Below are 18117 nucleotides of genomic sequence, written 5' to 3' on the forward strand. Positions count from 1 at the left end.
AGGGGGCGCCCCGTCACGTGCGAAGGGGCGCCCCCGTACGGGGGCGCCCCTCGGAAATCCGGTTGCCGCCGCCGTGAGCATCCGGCGGCCGGCACGCGTACTAGCTGGTGTCACTCCGCGGCCGCGGCGGCCGCGACGGGGATCTCCATGAGGACGGTGCGCTTGGGGTTTGCGGTCTGGGCCGGCAGTTCGACGGGGTGCTCCGGCTGCTCCGGCGTCTGCAGTTCGTCGGCGTCGTCCAGGTGTGCCAGCGTCGTGCGTCGCGGGTTGGCGATCTTGTGGAACATCGTCGTCGTCTTCACTGTTTACTTGACCCTGTCCTGTGACGGCGCCCGGAGGGTGTGAACCCCCGCTCGGGCGCGGGTTGTCGGTTGTGCCATCGCTGTAAAGCGTCAGGCTAAACATCCGATTCCCCGGCCCCGTCGCGCAGGGGTCATGATCGGCATGTGAGTTTTCTCACGAATCAGAGGGCGAATCGGTCAATCCGGACTCGCGCTCCACCCCAACGAAACGGACATTGGCCCACTGAAGCCATCATTCCGCTGCTGATCATGGCGACTGGGACACCCGGCGCGGCTCGTCGACTCGCGGGCTTACGCCCGAAATGGGCGAACTCGCTTTCTACGACCGGTGATCCGTCACTCACGTGGTGTCACCTACATCACGGCTCGGCCTACGGGCCTTGTTGGAGATCCTGTGCTGTGCTGGAATCTCACGGACCGCCGCAGGATCGAGCCGGCGCACAGGGGGCGCACAGACGCGCCGAGTGGCGGTGAGAAGGGGAAGCCAGCGCCGGTCACTCACGACCACCACGGGGGCGTTTTTCAGGGCGTCCCCAGAACGCCGACACCGTGCCCCGCCGTTCAGGCGACGGGGTGCCTGGTCCAGAGGTTGCGACGCTAGTGCAGGGACGTTTCAAGAGGGATGGCAGCGCTTCGGCGGAGCCGGAGCCGCACGGCGGGACTGGCCCCGTGAAAGGCGGCCCCGCGCCCCAGCACGCCCAGAACCAGGGCCCGGCCGGTGACGGCGGTGAGCGCTCCGCGCGCGCCGGTACGTCGGCCCCGTCGGGGGCCGCGGGGTCTTCCCCGGCGCTGAAGCCGCCGACGGGCCCGACCGGCCCGGGGCCGCGAATAGCCCTGCGCAACTGGCGCATCTCCACGCGACTGGTGTCGCTGCTCGCCCTCCCGGTGGTCGCGGCCACCTCGCTGGGCGCGCTGCGTATCGACCAGTCCATGGACGACATCCAGCAGCTCGACAACATGAAGCTGCTGACGGACATGACCAAGCAGGCCACCGAGCTGTCGGCCGCGCTCCAGGAGGAGCGCGACCAGTCGGCCGGCCCGCTGGCGCACGGCGGCAAGGCGAGCGACTTCACGGTCAAGGGACTTCGCGAGAAGACCGACCGGGCGAGGAAGAACTTCCTCGACAGTTCCGAGGAGATCGACGGCGCCAGCAAGGACGGCAACCTCAAGGGCGTCCGCGAGTACCTCGTCCAGCTCGCCGGCGAGCTCGGCGACCTGGAGCAGATCCGCAAGGGCGCCTACGCCTCCGAGGACAACTCCACGCAGACGATCGAGGCGTACCACCGTCTGATCGAGAACCTGATCGACCTCTCCCAGGACATGGCCGAGGCGACCAGCAACCCGGACATGATCCAGCGCACGCGTGCGCTCGCGGCGTTCTCCTCCGCCAAGGAGTACTCCTCGATCCAGCGCGCGGCCCTGGCGGCGGCACTGCCGGCGAGCAACACCACGACCGGCAAGCTCTCGCCGAACGACCGGCTCTACGCCGAGTCGGCCCTGGAGAGCCAGAAGTCCGAGATCCGCAGCTTCAAGAGCATCTACGGCGAGGACGCCGCCGCCGAGCTGCTCAAGCCCATCGAGGATGGCGGCAACTCCACGATCAAGGCGACCGACACCTACGCGGGTCGCGCCCTGGTCTCCGCGAGCGGTCTCGCCCAGCAGGACAAGCGGTCCTACCGCGACTGGCTGGACGACAGCTCCACCAAGATCCAGCAGATGAAGAACATCGAGCACACGCTGCTCGAGGAGATGGAGCAGAAGGCCCGCGAGCTGCGCAGCGCCACCGAGCGCGACGCGATCATCTCCGGTGCCCTGATCCTGATCGTGCTCGGCGTGTCGCTGGTCGGCGCCTTCGTCGTGGCGCGGTCCATGATCCGCTCGCTGCGCCGCCTGGAGGACACCGCGACCAAGGTCGCCTCCGACCGTCTGCCCGAGCTGGTCAAGCAGCTCTCCGAGTCCGACCCGCAGGACGTCGACACGTCCGTGGAGTCGGTCGGCGTGCACTCCCGGGACGAGATCGGCCGGGTGGCCGCGGCCTTCGACGACGTGCACCGCGAGGCGGTCCGCCTCGCCGCCGAGCAGGCCCTGCTGCGGGGCAACGTCAACGCGATGTTCACCAACCTCTCGCGCCGCTCCCAGGGTCTGATCCAGCGCCAGCTGTCGCTGATCTCCGAGCTGGAGTCCCGCGAGGCCGACCCGGACCAGCTGTCCTCGTTGTTCAAGCTCGACCACCTCGCCACGCGTATGCGCCGTAACGGTGAGAACCTCCTCGTCCTCGCGGGTGAGGAGCCCGGCCGCCGCTGGACCCGCCCGGTCCCGCTGGTCGACGTGCTCCGCGCCGCCGCGTCCGAGGTGGAGCAGTACGAGCGCATCGAGCTGGCCTCCGTGCCGACCACCGAAGTGGCCGGCCGCGTGGTCAACGACCTCGTGCACCTGCTTGCCGAGCTGCTGGAGAACGCGACCTCCTTCTCCTCGCCGCAGACCAAGGTCAAGGTCACCGGTCACGCGCTGCCCGACGGCCGTGTGCTGATCGAGATCCACGACACCGGTATCGGTCTGTCGCCGGAGGACCTGGCGGCGATCAACGAGCGGCTCGCCTCTCCCCCGACGGTGGACGTCTCCGTCTCCCGCCGCATGGGCCTCTTCGTGGTCGGTCGTCTGTCGCAGCGGCACGGCATCCGCATCCAGCTGCGCCCGTCCGACTCCGGTGGTACGACCGCGCTGGTCATGCTGCCCGTCGACGTCGCACAGGGCGGCAGGAAGCCCCAGCCCAAGCAGCCCGGTCAGCCTCCCGTCGGTGGTGGTCCCGCCGCCGCGCAGGCCGCCGCCGGTGCGGCCGCGGCCCGGCGTGCCGCCGGGGCGGGCCAGGGCGGCGGTGCCCTCGGCGCCGGTGCGTCCGGCGGGGCCTTCGGTGGCGGTGCCTCCGGCGGTGGCCGGCTCGCTTCCGGTCAGGGTCCGCGGGCCGCGCTGCCCGGGCGCGACGCGGACGGTGGCCGTCCGGGAGCGCCCGGTGGAGCGCGCGGACCGCAGGGTCCCGGCACCTCGGCGTTCGAGCAGGGTGGTTCCTCGCAGGGCCGTCCCGCTCCCACGGGCACCGGGTACGGCCAGCAGGCCCCGGGTGCCCCGCAGGGTCTGCAGGCGGCCGGCGCCAACGGGCCGCAGGGCCAGGACGCCTTCGGCGGAGGCCGGAGCCGCAAGAAGCAGGGCGGCGACACCGAGCAGGGCACGGGCCGCAGGCCGCAGCTGCCGCCGCGCGGCGGACCGCGTGCCGAGCTGCCCGGTGGTGACGCGCAGCCGCGCGTGCCGAGCTGGAGCGACGAGAACGCCCAGCCGCCGGCGCCGCGCGCCTCGCTGGACGCCCCGCGCGGGCACGAGGAGCCGGACCTCACCCGTACGTCTTCGCTGCCTCGCGTCGACGACCGGCAGGGCCCCGGCACGACGGCGGAGATGCCGGCCGTGCCGCGCGACAACGACCGGCAGGGCCTCGGCTCCCCGGCCGACTTCGGCGTTCCCCAGCAGGCGGACCCGTTCGGCCCCGGCGCGAACACCTCGCAGGGCCAGGGCGCGTTCGTCCGCCCGGACGTCTTCGGCACCCCCGGCGGCCGCAGCGACACCTCGTCCGCGTCGGGCCAGTACCCGGCGCCGCAGTCCTACGACAACGGCTCCACAGGCCAGTACCCCGCGCCCCGGCAGGACAACGGCAACCAGTACGCCCCGCGCCAGGACAACGGCTCCACCGGCCAGTACGCGCCCCGCCAGGACAACGGCAGCCAGTACCCGGCCCAGCGCCAGGACAACGGCTCGACCGGCCAGTACCCCGCGCCCCGCCAGGACAACGGCGCCGGGCGGCCCACCCTCCCGGGTCCGGCCACGCCGGCCGACCCCGCGGGCACGGGCCGGTTCGAGCGGCCGCAGGCGGGCGGCGGCCGGGGTCCGGCCGACTTCGGTGCCCCGCGTCCGCCCGCCCCGCAGGCCCGGCCGGTCCGGCAGGAGCCCGAGGCCCTGCCGCCGGCGTCCGGCCCGGGCGACGGTCGTACGCCGCTGTACGACACGCTGGAGACCAACTGGTTCCACGGCCAGCAGGAGCAGCAGCCGCAGAACAACGGCTCCGCCCCGGCCGCCCCGCAGCAATCCCAGCAACCGCAGGGACCCACCGGTCCGCAGCGGTCCGCCCCCGCCGGCTGGCGCACCTCGCCGAACGACGACCTCGTCCGCCAGGCCGAGCGAGTCCGTCAGCCCGCCGCGGGTGGTGTCACCACCTCCGGCCTGCCGCGCCGGGTACCCCGGGCCAACCTCGTCCCGGGCACGGCGCAGCAGCAAACCCACCAGAGCGGTCCGCAGGTCTCGCGCGCACCCGATGACGTGCGCGGCCGGCTGACCAATCTCCGTCGGGGAATCGCACAGGGTCGTCAGGCCGGGTCCACCCAGACCGGCAGCCACCCACGGCCCACTCACCAGCAGGAGCGTTAGTTGAGTCCGATGAGCCAGGCGGCACAGAATCTCAACTGGTTGATCACCAACTTCGTGGACAACACCCCCGGGGTGTCCCACACCGTCGTCGTGTCCGCCGACGGTCTCCTCCTGGCGCTGTCGGAGGGCTTCCCGCGCGACCGTGCGGACCAGCTCGCGGCCGTCGCCTCGGGTCTGACGTCCCTGACGGCAGGCGCTTCCCGGATCTTCGAGGGAGGCGAGGTGGCGCAGACGGTCGTGGAGATGGAGCGGGGATTCCTCTTCCTCATGTCCGTCTCGGACGGCTCGTCCCTCGCGGTACTCGCCCACCCCGAGTGCGACATCGGCCTCGTCGGCTACGAGATGGCGCTCCTGGTCGACCGCGCGGGCGCGGTCCTCACGCCCGACCTCAGGGCTGAGCTCCAAGGCAGTCTGCTCCACTGATCGGCCCCGGCACCACCCGTCTCACCACATCACCGTCCGGCCGCCACACACCCCACACAGGCCCCGTCAGACGGCTTGCTGACCGACTTGCTGTCCCGCCCGGAGGACCCATGACCCCGCCCACCGCCTCTCATGATCCGTACGCGGAGCCGTACGAGGACGAGGGCGACCAGCCGCTGGTCCGGCCTTATGCCATGACCGGCGGCCGGACCCGGCCGCGCTACCAGCTGGCGATCGAGGCACTCATCAGTACGACCGCGGACCCCGCCGCGCTCATGGGGCTGCTCCCGGAGCACCAGCGGATCTGCCACCTGTGCCGTGAGGTCAAGTCGGTGGCCGAGGTGTCGGCGCTGCTCAACATGCCGCTGGGCGTGGCCCGGATCCTGGTCGCGGACCTCGCCGAGGCCGGTCTCGTCGCGATCCACCAGCCGGGCGGCGACGACGCCACCGGCGCGCCGGACGTGACACTGCTCGAAAGGGTGCTCAGTGGACTTCGCAAGCTCTGACGCGGGACGGTCCACCACTTCAGCGAAGATAGTGGTGGCTGGCGGCTTCGGCGTGGGCAAGACCACGTTCGTGGGTGCCGTCTCGGAGATCAACCCGCTGCGCACCGAGGCCGTCATGACGTCCGCTTCGGCCGGCATCGACGACCTCACCCACACCGGGGACAAGACCACCACCACGGTGGCCATGGACTTCGGCCGCATCACCCTGGACCAGGACCTGATCCTGTACCTGTTCGGTACGCCGGGCCAGGACCGCTTCTGGTTCATGTGGGACGACCTGGTGCGCGGCGCCATCGGCGCGGTGGTGCTCGTGGACACCCGGCGCCTGGCCGACTGCTTCCCGGCCGTCGACTACTTCGAGAACAGCGGTCTGCCCTTCGTCGTCGCGCTGAACGGCTTCGACGGACAGCAGCCCTACCAGCCCGAAGAGGTGCGCGAGGCGCTGCAGATCGGACCCGACACCCCGATCATCACGACGGACGCCCGGCACCGGGCCGATGCGAAGAGTGCCCTGATCACGCTGGTCGAGCACGCTCTGATGGCACGACTGAGGTAGCACCCAATTCAGGAGCGCCATACGGCAGTTGTCGTAGATACACCGGAGCCCGCTGTGTCCTTTGACACGGTCGGCCAAGGTGTTCATAACGTTTCGGCAGAGGAATCTGGTGGTACGGCCACGCGTCGCGCACATCCGGTCTCGCTGCGCTCACAACGGCCCCGCCTTTTGGCGGGGCTCGCTCTTTATGACCGTTTTATCTGGGGCTTACATCACGTCGAATCCCCGCCCCGGACTGTTTGGAAGAGCGCAGGTCGTCGTGCTGGAATGCCTGAACTGCCCAATAGTCAATGACGCACTCGTCCATCGAGGCGTGTTGGGCTCTGAACACTGCGGCACAACGTTGGTGCCGACCGCCGAGAGGTTGTTGGTCGAGTGAGGCGAAGCAAGAACAGTCCCGAGCCGTCGGCCCGGGGCAACTTCACCCCGCCGCCGCGCACAGCGGCGCCCGCCCCCGTGCCCGGTTCGGAACCGACGGCCGCGCCCGCCGAGAGCGGCGGCCGTCTCTCCCCGCGCAACTGGCGTGTGGCGACCAGGCTGAACGCGATCCTGCTCATACCCGTGGTGGTCGGCCTCGTCATGGGCGGCTTCCAGGTGAAGAGCTCGATCGACACCTGGCAGGAGGCCGAGGACGCGGAGAACACCGCGCGCCTGGTCCGCGCCGCCCTGACCTACGGCAACGAACTGCTCACCGAGCGCGACGTGACCGCCGCACCCCTGCTCCAGGGCAAGGGCGTGAAGGACCCGACGGTCGTCAAGGCCCGTGCCAACACCGACAAGGCGGCCGACGCCTTCGACGAGGCCGTCAAGAACATGCCCGACCGGCCGGGCCTCCAGCGGCGCCTGGATCGCTTCCGTGAGGCGGAGCCGGAGCTGACGCAGCTGCGAGCGGCCGCCTACACCAGCCAGCTCAAGGGCGTGCAGACCGAAGAGGGCTACGTCGAGGTCGAACACAGGCTGCTGGAGTTCGCCAACGAACTCGGCCTGGGCACCGGCAACATCACCAGCTACGGCCGTACCGTCTACGCCATCTCGCTGACCAAGGGCGCTCTCTCCCTCCAGCGCTCCATCGGCATGCACATCCTGATCAAGCCCGGCCCGGACGGCGGCAACCTGGCCAGCCAGCGCATCGCTCTGTCCTCGTACGCCTACCTGGAGCGCATCGCCATCCAGGAGTACGAGAGCGGCGGCACCGAGGCGGACTTCGCCAAGCTGACGGCCGCGGAGAAGCAGATCAAGGCCGACGGCGCGCGGATGGCCGCCGAGGCCAAGGCCAAGGACCCGGACTACGTACCGCCGCCCGCCAGTCCCACCACGATGGTGGCCAGGATCGCGTCGCTGCCCTCCACGGACCCGAGCGAGCGCGCCGCCCTCGCCCAGCGAGGCATCACCGCGCAGAACTGGTGGGCCGTCACGACGCTGAAGTTCAACGCGTACGACAAGATCGAGACCGAGCTCGCCGACCGCGCGGTGAACGAGGCCTCCGAGATCGCCGACGACGCCCAGCGTGACGCCTACATCACCGGTGCCGCCGTCGTGGTCGCCCTGCTCCTGGCCTTCATCCTGGCCGGCGCGGTCGCCCGCCAGATGAGCCGCTCGATGCGCCAGCTGCGCAACGCCGCCTTCGGTATCGCCGAGCAGCGTCTGCCGATGCTGGTCGACCAGCTCTCGCGCACCGACCCCGGCCGCGTCGACACCCGTGTCGCCCCCATCCCGATCTCCACCACGGACGAGATCGGCGAGGTCGCCCGCGCCTTCGACCAGGTCCACCGTGAGGCCATCCGGCTCGCCGCCGAGCAGGCCCTGCTGCGGGGCAACATCAACGCGATCTTCACCAACCTGTCGCGCCGCAACCAGTCGCTGATCGAGGGCCAGCTGACCCTGATCACCGACCTGGAGAACAACGAGGCCGACCCGGACCAGCTGGAGAACCTCTTCCGCCTGGACCACCTCGCGACCCGTATGCGCCGCAACGGCGAGAACCTCCTCGTCCTCGCCGGCGAGGAGCCCGGCCGCCGCTGGGACCAGCCGGTGCCGCTGGTCGACGTGCTGCGCGCCGCCTCCTCCGAGGTGGAGCAGTACGAGCGCATCGAGCTCTCCGGCGTCCCGGAGGCCGAGATCCACGGCCGCGCCGTGACCGACCTCGTGCACCTGCTCGCCGAGCTGCTGGAGAACGCGACGACGTTCTCCTCCCCGCAGACCAAGGTCCGCGTGACCGCCACCCGTCTTCCCGACGGCCGCGTCATGATCGAGATCCACGACAAGGGCATCGGCCTCACCGCCGAGGACTTCGCGGACATCAACCACAAGCTGGCCAACCCGCCGACCGTGGACGCCGCGATCTCGCAGCGCATGGGTCTGTTCGTGGTCGGCCGGCTGTCCGACCGGCACGGCATCCGTGTCCAGCTGCGCCCCTCGGGCGAGCAGGCCGGCACCACCTCGCTGGTCATGCTGCCGGACGCGATCACCCACGGTGGTGGTGGCGAGCAGCACGTGGACCGCGACGAGTTCACCGTCTCGCAGATCATCCCGGAGCAGAACTTCGGCGGCGAGAACTTCAACCAGCAGCCCATGCGCACGGCCGCGGAACTCGGCTTCGACGACAGCCGCTACTCCGACGTCCCCGACGACATACGGGAGCTGGACCCCGTGGGCCGCTCCCTGATGCGTGAGGAGCGCAGGGCGGCCCTGGAGGCCCAGTCGCACGAGCAGCCCGCGCTGCCCGCGCAGAGCAGCCAGGAGCCCTCCCAGGCGACCGGCTACCGCGACGAGTACAACGGGCAGCAGGGCTACGACGCCGGGCAGGCCTACGACACCGGCCAGAGCGGCTACCCGGAGCAGCAGGCGTCCGCGTACGACCGTCAGGCGCCGTACGAGCAGCAGCAGCCGTCGTACGACGAGCAGCGGCACACGGCGTACGAGGAGCCGCAGCCGTCTGCCTACGGCGAGCAGTACTACGCGCCGAACGGCAACATGCCGCAGAACGACACCTTCTCGCCGAACGGCGGCTACCCGGAGCCCTCCTATGCGGAGCCGGCCCAGGAGGAGCCCTCGGGTCAGGGTGCGGGCGGCGCGGGCGGTTTCGCCGCGTTCGAGCAGCGGCGTCACCAGGACGACTGGCCGCAGCAGGACGGTTACCAGAACGGCTACCCGAGCCAGTACTCTTCTCAGGCCCCGGAAACGGAATCTGCCCAGGCCGCTGACGCAAGTGAGCAGGACCGCGTAGGCTTCGACCGTCCGGGATCGAGCCCCTCCGCCGCTCACACGATGACCGACGCCGGGCTTCCCCGCCGTGGACCCACCGCGAGCGGTGCGAACGGTACGGGTGGCGCACGGCAGGTGAGCCAGGAACCGCCGGCCTCCGCTCCGGAGAGCAACGGCGACGACTGGCGCTCGGCCAACGACGAGCGGTGGCAGCAGGCCTCGCAGCTCCGGAAGCCCAAGGCGGGCGGGGTCACCTCCTCCGGCCTGCCGAGGCGGGTACCCAAGGCGAACCTGATCGAGGGTGCCGCCGAAAGCACTCCCCAGGGAGGCCCACAGGTCTCCCGCGCCCCGGAGGACGTCCGGGGCAGGCTGAGCAACCTGCGTCGAGGCGTCCAGCGCGGACGCAGCGCAGGCAGTGAAACGAACGGCCAGGGCTTCGGTCCTGACAGCACCTACAACCAGGAGCGTTAGTGTGAGCCCGATGAGCCAGGCGGCACAGAACCTGAACTGGTTGATCACCAACTTCGTGGACAACACCCCGGGGGTGTCCCACACGGTGGTGGTCTCCGCCGACGGACTCCTTCTGGCGATGTCCGAAGGCTTCCCCCGCGACCGCGCCGACCAGCTCGCGGCCGTCGCCTCCGGTCTGACGTCGCTGACGGCGGGCGCTTCCCGGATCTTCGAGGGAGGCGCCGTGAACCAGACCGTTGTGGAGATGGAGCGGGGATTCCTCTTCATCATGTCCGTATCCGACGGATCGTCGCTGGCCGTTCTCGCTCATCCCGAGGCGGACATCGGCCTCATCGGGTACGAGATGGCGCTGCTGGTCGACCGAGCCGGTACGGTCCTGACACCGGACCTTCGTGCAGAGCTCCAGGGGAGCCTGCTCAACTAGTAGACGGACGGTGCGTTTTGGCGTCCCGGGGCCGTAAGGTTTCGGGACGCGGCTCCACAGCGATGGGTGCCAGGCACAGTCGGAGGAGGAGAAAGTGGCAACACCCCCAGGCGGTTCGTCTTCGGGCAACTGGTCGTACGGCCCTGCCCAGGGCCAGGGCGACGGTGGCCAGAACCCGAACCGTTACAACTTCCCCTCCGCACCGAGCCACCGGCAGCCGTACGCGCCGCAGGGCCCCGGCCCGTCGCCGTACGACCAGCCGCCGGCCCCGCGTATCCAGCCTGTGCAGCCGCAGCGCCGCAGCCCCGAGCCGACGCCCGGCGGGGCGTCGAACAATCACAATCCGTTGGTGCGCCCGTACGCCATGACCGGCGGCCGGACCCGCCCCCGCTACCAGCTCGCCATCGAGGCGCTGGTGCACACCACTGCGCAGCCGCACCAGATGCAGGGCCAGTTGCCCGAGCATCAGCGGATCTGCAACCTCTGCCGGGAAATCAAGTCGGTCGCCGAGATCTCGGCGCTCCTCACGATCCCTCTCGGCGTGGCCAGGATCCTCGTCGCCGACTTGGCGGAGGCGGGACTGGTCGCCATCCATCAGCCCGGCGGCGACGAGAACGCCGGCGGCCAGCCAGACGTGACACTGCTCGAAAGGGTGCTCAGTGGACTTCGCAAGCTCTAGCGGAGGGCCTTCCCGCTCCACCACGTCCGCGAAGATCGTGGTGGCTGGCGGCTTCGGCGTGGGCAAGACCACGTTCGTGGGTGCCGTCTCGGAGATCAACCCGCTGCGCACCGAGGCCGTCATGACGTCCGCTTCGGCCGGCATCGACGACCTCACCCACACCGGGGACAAGACCACCACCACGGTGGCCATGGACTTCGGCCGTATCACCCTGGACCAGGACCTGATCCTGTACCTGTTCGGTACACCGGGCCAGGACCGCTTCTGGTTCATGTGGGACGACCTGGTGCGCGGCGCCATCGGCGCGATCGTGCTGGTCGACACGAGGAGGCTCGCCGACTGCTTCCCCGCGGTCGACTACTTCGAGAACAGCGGTCTGCCGTTCGTCATCGCGCTGAACGGCTTCGACGGACAGCAGCCGTACACGCCGGACGAGGTCCGGGAAGCGCTCCAGATCGGGCCGGACACTCCGATCATCACGACGGACGCGCGGCATCGGGCCGATGCGAAGTCTGCGTTGATCACGCTGGTCGAGCACGCGTTGATGGCTCGACTGCGGTAGTTCTTCGTTGCTGTGGGACAGCCCCTGGCGGCCTTTGGGCTGCCGGGGGCTGTTGCGTTGCCGGGTGCGGGTCGTGGGGGCTTGTCGCGCAGTTCCCCGCGCCCCTGACGGCGCGCCCCCTTGGGCATCGCTAAAAGGGGCCCCTCCGTGTGGAGGGGCCCCTTTTAGCGAAGATGGGTCAGCGCCAGCTGTGCGGGGCGCGGAAGCCGGGCTCGCGTTCCAGGCGGCGCCAGCCTGCCTTGATGCGGCCGCGGTGGGCCGGGGTCGGGTCAGCGGGGCGGGCGGCGGCGCGGGCCAGGAGGATGGCCGTGATGGCGGCGACCTCCTCGGGCTCGGCGTGGCCCTTTTCGACGCGGATGTCAGGCGATTCCATGGGTGTCAGTCTCCGTGAGGAAGATGTCCGCCGGGTTACTGCGGCGGGTTGCCGTGCTTGCGGGACGGCAGGTCCGCGTGCTTGGTCTGGAGCATGGCGAGGGACTTGATCAGCACCTCGCGGGTCTCGGCGGGGTCGATGACGTCGTCGACCAGGCCGCGTTCGGCCGCGTAGTAGGGGTGCATCAGCTCGGACTTGTACTCCTTGACCATGCGGGCCCGCATGGCCTCGGGGTCTTCGGCCTCGGCGATCTGGCGGCGGAAGATGACGTTGGCAGCGCCCTCGGCGCCCATGACGGCGATCTCGTTCGTCGGCCAGGCGTAGGTGAGGTCGGCACCGATGGACTGGCTGTCCATGACGATGTACGCACCTCCGTAGGCCTTGCGCAGGATCAGCGAGATCCTCGGCACGGTCGCGTTGCAGTAGGCGTAGAGGAGCTTCGCGCCGTGGCGGATGATGCCACCGTGCTCCTGGTCGACGCCCGGGAGGAAGCCGGGGACGTCCAGAAGAGTGATGATCGGGATGTTGAACGCGTCGCACATCTGAACGAAGCGGGCCGCCTTCTCGGAGGCCTCGATGTCCAGCACGCCCGCCAGGGCCTGGGGCTGGTTCGCCACGATGCCGACGACCTGTCCGTCCATCCGGCCCAGCGCGCAGATGATGTTGCGGGCCCAGCGCTCGTGGACCTCCAGGTAGTCGCCGTCGTCGACGATCTCCTCGATGACCTTGGCCATGTCGTACGGCCGGTTGCCGTCCGCCGGGACCAGGTCCAGGAGAACGTCCGAGCGGCGGTCGGCCGCGTCCGAGGACTCCGAGCGGGGCGGGTTCTCGCGGTTGTTCTGCGGGAGCAGGGAGAGGAGGTAGCGGACCTCGGCGATGCAGGTCTCTTCGTCGTCGTAGGCGAAGTGGCAGACACCGGAGGTCTCGGCATGGACGTCGGCGCCGCCCAGGCCGTTCTGCGTGATCTCCTCGCCGGTGACCGCCTTGACGACGTCGGGGCCGGTGATGAACATCTGCGAGGTCTCGCGGACCATGAAGACGAAGTCGGTGAGGGCGGGGCTGTAGGCCGCGCCGCCGGCGCACGGGCCGAGCATCACCGAGATCTGCGGGATCACGCCCGAGGCCTTGGTGTTGCGCTGGAAGATGCCGCCGTAGCCGGCGAGGGCGGAGACGCCCTCCTGGATACGGGCGCCGGCGCCGTCGTTCAGCGAGACCAGCGGGGCACCGGCCGCGATGGCCATGTCCATGATCTTGTGGATCTTCGTGGCGTGGGCCTCGCCCAGCGCGCCGCCGAAGATGCGGAAGTCGTGCGCGTAGACGAAGACCGTGCGGCCCTCCACCGTGCCCCAGCCGGTGATCACACCGTCGGTGTACGGCTTCTTGGCGTCCAGGCCGAAGCCGGTGGCCCGGTGCCGGCGCAACTGCTCGACCTCCCGGAAGGAGTCCGGGTCGAGGAGGAGTTCGATGCGCTCCCGTGCGGTCAGCTTGCCCTTGGCGTGCTGCGCCTCGGTCGCCTTCTCGCTCGGTCCCGCCATCGCCTGCGCACGGATCTCGTGCAGTTCGGCCACGCGTCCGCGCGCGTCGGTCGGCTCACCCGGCGCCTCATCCAAAACGGTCATGTAGTGACCTTACGAAGTCAACCGAGGAATGCGGGCCGTCGACTCCTCACAGTCTCCGGCGTGTTTTCCTGGTACCCCTGAACAGAACTCTGACGGGGTTGACCCTTTCTGACTGCTCAGGGGGCGTGTCGCTTGTAGGGGTCGCACAATGCGGTCAGGCGAGAGTCACCTCACAGACATGTGTGGCGCATGCCGTCCCCGGAGTGACGCGCAGGCGCAGCCCGCGGCCGACGGACAGCACCTCGACCGTCTCGTCCACGCGGCCGACGCGCCGGACCGGGCGGTCCCAGGCGACCTCCAGGGGCTCGCCGGTGCGGGGCGGTTCGCTCACGCAGAGGGTAGCGGCGCGGCCCCGGACGACGGTCAGCACGCTCGCCGCGGCGGAGGCGGTGAGGGGGCCCGCGGTGCCGGCCCTCCAGAAGTTCGCGGCCGTGCAGCCGAGGGAGGGCACGGTGACGGCCTGGCGGCCGGCGTCGTTGGCGAGCACCGACATCCAGTGGCGGTCGGCGGCCCGGCGTGCGACCGCCCGGCGGGACGCCCCGGGCATCAGGACGTAGGCGTACGTGGCGTCCTCGGGGTCGGTGCCGTGGTCGAGCCACAGGGTCTGCCAGCGGCGGGTGCGCCGCTCCCGCGTGCTGCCGGTGTTGATGTCGGACCAGGCGCCGGTGCGGTCCTCGCGCAGCGCCTTCGGCTCGCGGCCGAGCAGGAGCCAGCCGCCGTGGTTCTCCAGGTGGGCCCACTGCGGTCCCTTGACGAAGCGCTGGGTGCCGGACGCGCCGAGGTTGCGGTTGTCGACGATCGTCTCGACCGGAACGCCGTCGGCGCAGGTGATCCCGGCGCCCAGGCAGATCACCGCGTCCGCGACGCAGAACCAGGTTTTGCGGGCCTCCAGGGTGGAGCCGAGGCCCTTGAGGTGCTGCCCCAGGGCCGCGTACCTGCCGTCGGTGGTGCCGCCGACCCAGCGCGTGTCCGGGCGGGCCGTGCCCCACTCGCCGCCTTCGCGGTCGGCGAGCCGTTTGGTGGAGACGGTGGTGCCGGGCAGCCGGTACCAGTCGACGGTCGGCCAGAACCAGTCCGTGTACTGGTCGTTCGTGCCGGACCACCAGCTGACCATGCCCGCGCCGGTGTGCCAGCCGCGGGGGTTCTCGCCGTTGCCGCACTCGTAGTGGGCGATGCGGTCGCTGGCCATGGCGATGTTCACGGTGAAGCCGGGGCCGCGGTGGACGGCACGGTCCATGGCGGGGAAGAGGTGGTGCCCGGCGGATTCGGGCGCGGCAGGGGCGGGTGAGCGGGCGATGGTGTGCAGCCGGGCCAGGTCGGCGACACCGAACTGGGGCGCCGTCAGCATCGGGCTCACGGTGTCCCGTTCGATCCACCCCTTGATCCGGGCGTGCCAGCGGTCCCGTTCCGCCGGGCTCGCGCCGGCCGCGAGGAGGGCGATGGCGGCGATGAGCTGGTGGCCGTGGTAGTGGTCGCTCCTCAGGACCTTTCGGTCGTCGGCGGTGAGGTGGCCGCGGCTGATGGCCCGGCCGTTGACGCTGTCCATGACGAGACCGTCGTGGATGAGCGGGGCGTAGGCGCGTTCGACACTGTCGAGGACGATCTGCCGGTTCGGGTCGGTGACCTCCCAGTCGGATCCGGCGAGCAGGGCGAGGAGCCGGCCGAGTCCGTCGAGCATGACCTGGCCGTACGTGCCCGAGTAGGCGACCCAGGTGTGCTGGACGAAGGAGCCGTCGGCGTAGAGGCCGTCGCCCCGGGTGACGTACGGGAACACCGGGGAGAGCGCGTCCCGGGCGAGGGCGATCTTGGCGGGGTCGCGGCCGAGGACGCCGCGCAGGGCGACGGAGCGGCACAGGTCGACGCGGTTGGCGCCGGTGGAGGTGCCGCTGTAGTCGCCCAGGGCCGAGTCGGGGACGAAGTGGTCGACGGCGGCGCAGGCGGCGCTGACACGGGCCTCCCCCAGCTCCTCGTACAGGGCGGCCGTGATGTCGGTGAGCAGGCGGGGGCTGCCGATCTGCCACTCCCACCAGTTGCCCCAGCGGGTGGTGGAGGGGTTGTAGACGGTGACGGAGAGGTGGTCGAGGCCGCGCAGGATGCCGGCGAGGAGGCCGGGGTCGGCGGTGGAGCCGGTGCCCTGCTGGACGTAGGCCCGGGTCATGGTCCACAGGCGGGCGTAGCCGAGGGTGATGCCGGCCGGCGGGTCGAAGGGGTGGCCGGGCCAGAGCGAGTTCGCCGTCGGGGCCATGCTCGCGTGCAGGTCGCGGGCGAGTGCGCCGGTCTCGGCGAGCCGGGCGGCGTAGGGCTCGGCGGCGGGGTCGTAGCCGGTGCCGAGGGAGAGGCCGAGCCAGCGGCGGCGGAGGGTGTCGTACGGGTCGCCGGGCACGTCGGTGCTCCGGCGCACCGGCGCCGCGCCCCCGGTCGCCGCGAGGGCCGCGGCCGCGAGCAGCAGGGCGCGGCGGCCGGGCCGGAACAGGGCGGCGGCCCCGGCCGTGCGGCGGGGGAAGACGCGACGCTGGGGAGCCATGCCCATGCCGTACCACGGGGAGACGGCCACCTGAACGGTGGATCCGGCCGGAGTCCCCGGAACGGGGGAACGGCGGGCAGCCGAGGGGGGCGGGGGGCGCCTGGTGGTTCGGCGGCGGCGACACGAGCCCGGCGGGGGTGGCCGATGCGGCCCACCTGACGGCGGAGCAAGCCCGGCACGGGTCGGCCGATACAACTCGACGGGCGGCAGAGCACCACCCGTCGCGGGTCCGCCGAAGCTGTTCAGCAGAGGCGGCACAAACCCGAGGCGGGTCAGCCGAAGCCGCTCACCAGGCAGCGGCACGGGCACGGCGAAGCAGCCCGGCAGACGGCTGAACAACCCCGGCGCGAGTCCGCCGATGCAGCTCTGCGCGGCACAGAGCCGGCGCCGGTCTGAAAACGGCTCACCGGACGGCGGCGCAAACCGACGCCGGTCAGCCGGAAAGCTCGACGAACTGCGGCGCTGTCGCGGCGCCCGTCAGCCGAAGCGGTTCAGCAGGCGGCGGTAGAGGCCCGGTGCGAGGCCGCGGGCGCGGCCCGGGACGGTCAGCCAGGTGGGGACGTAGGCCTCGTCGCGGTTCTGCCGGACGGCCTCCCAGATCGTGCCGGCCACGCAGCCCGGCGAGAGGAGACCGGTGCGGGTGCCGTCGTAGGGCCTGCCGCGGCGGGTGTGGAAGGGCGTGTCGACGGCTCCGGGCACGACGAAGGTGACGCCCACGCCCGTCCCGCGCAGTTCCTGGCGCAGTGCCTCGGCGAAGGCGGCCAGGCCGGCCTTCGCGGCGGAGTACACCGCCTCCTCGCGCAGGCCCACGCAGCCGGCGACCGAGCCGAGCAGCACCACGCGGCCCCGCCCGGCGGCGATCATGGAGGGCAGCACCTCACGCACGAGGTGCAGCGTGGCGTTGAGGTCGAGGGTCAGCACCCGGTCGATGTCGGTGTGCGGCATGGCGGCGAAGGGGCCCGCCCAGCCCATGCCCGCCCCGGCGACCAGGACGTCGATCCGGCCGGTGGTGTGCAGCGCGGACTGGGCCAGCAGGCGCGGGCCGTCCGGGGCGGCGAGGTCGGCGGGCAGCACGACGGCCGAGGTCCCGGACGCCGTCTGCTGCAGGCGGTGCCGGTCGCGTCCGCTGAGGAGCAGCTGCCAGCCGTCCATCGCGAAACGCCGGGCCGTGGCCGCCCCGATGCCGGAGGAGGCGCCGGTGACCAGGGCCACGCGCCGGTCCAGACGTCTCGGTGGCCCGTACTGGTGCACGCGGGCGGGAACGGGGGCCGTGGAGCGGCGCGGGGCGGGATCCGCCGGTGGGTCGTAGGCCGAGCCGGAGCCGGTGAGTGTCACGAGTCGCTCTCCCCTGCGCTGGGCGTCCGCCGTGGTCTCGTCTGTCTCCATGCGCTCCCTTGACACGGAACCCCGTCTCGCCGGACACCGCCACCGCACCGGGTGCCGGCCGAGGCCCGGCGCTCCGGCTTCGGCGGGCCCGCGATCCCGGGCCCACCCGGTCCCGGGCCGTCCTGCACCGCGCCGGGCGGGCCCACCCCCGCGAGCCGTGTGATTGCGCCAAGCGGCGGAACGAGAGGGGCCCGCAGACGCGAGGAGGAGACCCCGCCCCAAAGATGTTGAACATTGAACGGAATAGGTCTACGGTGGGTCTCGTTGGAGTAGTTAAACATTCAACATCACGCACAGAAGGAGCACAGACCATGAGCATCTTCAGCCGCACCGACGCCCGCACCGCCACCGCAGCGAGCCCCGTGAGCCCCGAGCTGGCCGCCCTGACCGGCGACTACACGATCGACCCCGCGCACTCGACCATCGGCTTCACCGCCCGGCACGCCATGGTCACGAACGTCAAGGGCAGCTTCCAGGACTTCACCGGCACGCTCCGGCTCGACGGCACCGATCCGTCGCGCTCGACGGCCTCCCTCGACGTCGTGATGGACAGCATCGAGACCGGCAACGCCGACCGTGACGGCCACCTCAAGAGCGCGGACTTCTTCAAGACGGACG

14 protein-coding genes are annotated in these 18117 nt (G+C 71.1%); 9 read left to right on the top strand and 5 right to left on the bottom strand.

Features of this window, described 5'->3' with window-relative positions:
- Positions 1 to 110: 110 nt before the first annotated feature.
- A complete protein-coding gene (locus tag ABT116_RS28125; RefSeq protein WP_351639492.1) occupies positions 111 to 302 on the bottom strand; it encodes a hypothetical protein in 192 nt (63 codons plus the stop codon).
- Positions 303 to 902: 600 nt separating this feature from the next.
- On the opposite strand from ABT116_RS28125, the gene ABT116_RS28130 reads away from it, so the two are divergent.
- The 8 genes from ABT116_RS28130 (at position 903) to ABT116_RS28165 (ending at position 11597) form a co-directional block, all read left to right on the top strand.
- Positions 903 to 4772 carry a nitrate- and nitrite sensing domain-containing protein gene (locus tag ABT116_RS28130; RefSeq protein WP_351639471.1) on the top strand — a complete coding sequence of 1290 codons (3870 nt, stop codon included), beginning with the start codon at positions 903 to 905 and terminating at the stop codon, positions 4770 to 4772.
- A 9-nt stretch (positions 4773 to 4781) separates the two neighbouring features.
- On the top strand, positions 4782 to 5195 hold the full coding sequence (locus tag ABT116_RS28135) for a roadblock/LC7 domain-containing protein (RefSeq protein ID WP_031138073.1): 414 nt from the start codon (positions 4782 to 4784) through the stop codon (positions 5193 to 5195).
- 110 nt (positions 5196 to 5305) lie between these two features.
- Positions 5306 to 5701: a DUF742 domain-containing protein gene (locus ABT116_RS28140; RefSeq protein ID WP_030851927.1), complete on the top strand. Its 396-nt coding sequence runs from the start codon at positions 5306 to 5308 to the stop codon at positions 5699 to 5701.
- Positions 5682 to 6257, top strand: coding sequence for a GTP-binding protein (locus tag ABT116_RS28145; protein ID WP_104781463.1), 576 nt, complete (start codon positions 5682 to 5684; stop codon positions 6255 to 6257). Before ABT116_RS28140 ends, ABT116_RS28145 begins: the two co-directional genes overlap by 20 nt.
- 375 nt (positions 6258 to 6632) lie before the next feature.
- Positions 6633 to 9932: a sensor histidine kinase gene (locus ABT116_RS28150; protein ID WP_351639475.1), complete on the top strand. Its 3300-nt coding sequence runs from the start codon at positions 6633 to 6635 to the stop codon at positions 9930 to 9932.
- A gap of 10 nt (positions 9933 to 9942) precedes the next feature.
- Entirely contained in the window at positions 9943 to 10356 is a 414-nt protein-coding gene (locus ABT116_RS28155) for a roadblock/LC7 domain-containing protein (protein WP_003993185.1), read from the top strand.
- A gap of 94 nt (positions 10357 to 10450) precedes the next feature.
- Entirely contained in the window at positions 10451 to 11035 is a 585-nt protein-coding gene (locus ABT116_RS28160) for a DUF742 domain-containing protein (protein WP_351639478.1), read from the top strand.
- Positions 11016 to 11597 carry a GTP-binding protein gene (locus ABT116_RS28165; RefSeq protein WP_014675207.1) on the top strand — a complete coding sequence of 194 codons (582 nt, stop codon included), beginning with the start codon at positions 11016 to 11018 and terminating at the stop codon, positions 11595 to 11597. The genes ABT116_RS28160 and ABT116_RS28165 overlap by 20 nt, the downstream gene beginning before the upstream one ends.
- A 178-nt stretch (positions 11598 to 11775) precedes the next feature.
- Here ABT116_RS28165 and ABT116_RS28170 read toward each other — a convergent pair whose 3' ends face one another.
- From ABT116_RS28170 to ABT116_RS28185, 4 genes are all read right to left on the bottom strand, one after another.
- A complete protein-coding gene (locus ABT116_RS28170) occupies positions 11776 to 11970 on the bottom strand; it encodes an acyl-CoA carboxylase subunit epsilon (RefSeq protein WP_031110501.1) in 195 nt (64 codons plus the stop codon).
- Positions 11971 to 12005: 35 nt separating this feature from the next.
- Positions 12006 to 13589, bottom strand: coding sequence for an acyl-CoA carboxylase subunit beta (locus tag ABT116_RS28175; RefSeq protein WP_351639482.1), 1584 nt, complete (start codon positions 13587 to 13589; stop codon positions 12006 to 12008).
- Between the two features lie 154 nt (positions 13590 to 13743).
- Positions 13744 to 16113, bottom strand: coding sequence for a polysaccharide lyase 8 family protein (locus ABT116_RS28180; protein WP_351639485.1), 2370 nt, complete (start codon positions 16111 to 16113; stop codon positions 13744 to 13746).
- A 477-nt stretch (positions 16114 to 16590) separates the two neighbouring features.
- On the bottom strand, positions 16591 to 17448 hold the full coding sequence (locus ABT116_RS28185) for an SDR family NAD(P)-dependent oxidoreductase (RefSeq protein ID WP_351639490.1): 858 nt from the start codon (positions 17446 to 17448) through the stop codon (positions 16591 to 16593).
- Positions 17449 to 17810: 362 nt separating this feature from the next.
- On the opposite strand from ABT116_RS28185, the gene ABT116_RS28190 reads away from it, so the two are divergent.
- Positions 17811 to 18117, top strand: a 307-nt coding sequence (locus ABT116_RS28190; RefSeq protein ID WP_351639487.1) for a YceI family protein, incomplete at its 3' end; no start/stop codon positions are given.

The organism is Streptomyces sp. NPDC002130 (genome assembly GCF_040296465.1).
GTDB lineage: Bacteria > Actinomycetota > Actinomycetes > Streptomycetales > Streptomycetaceae > Streptomyces.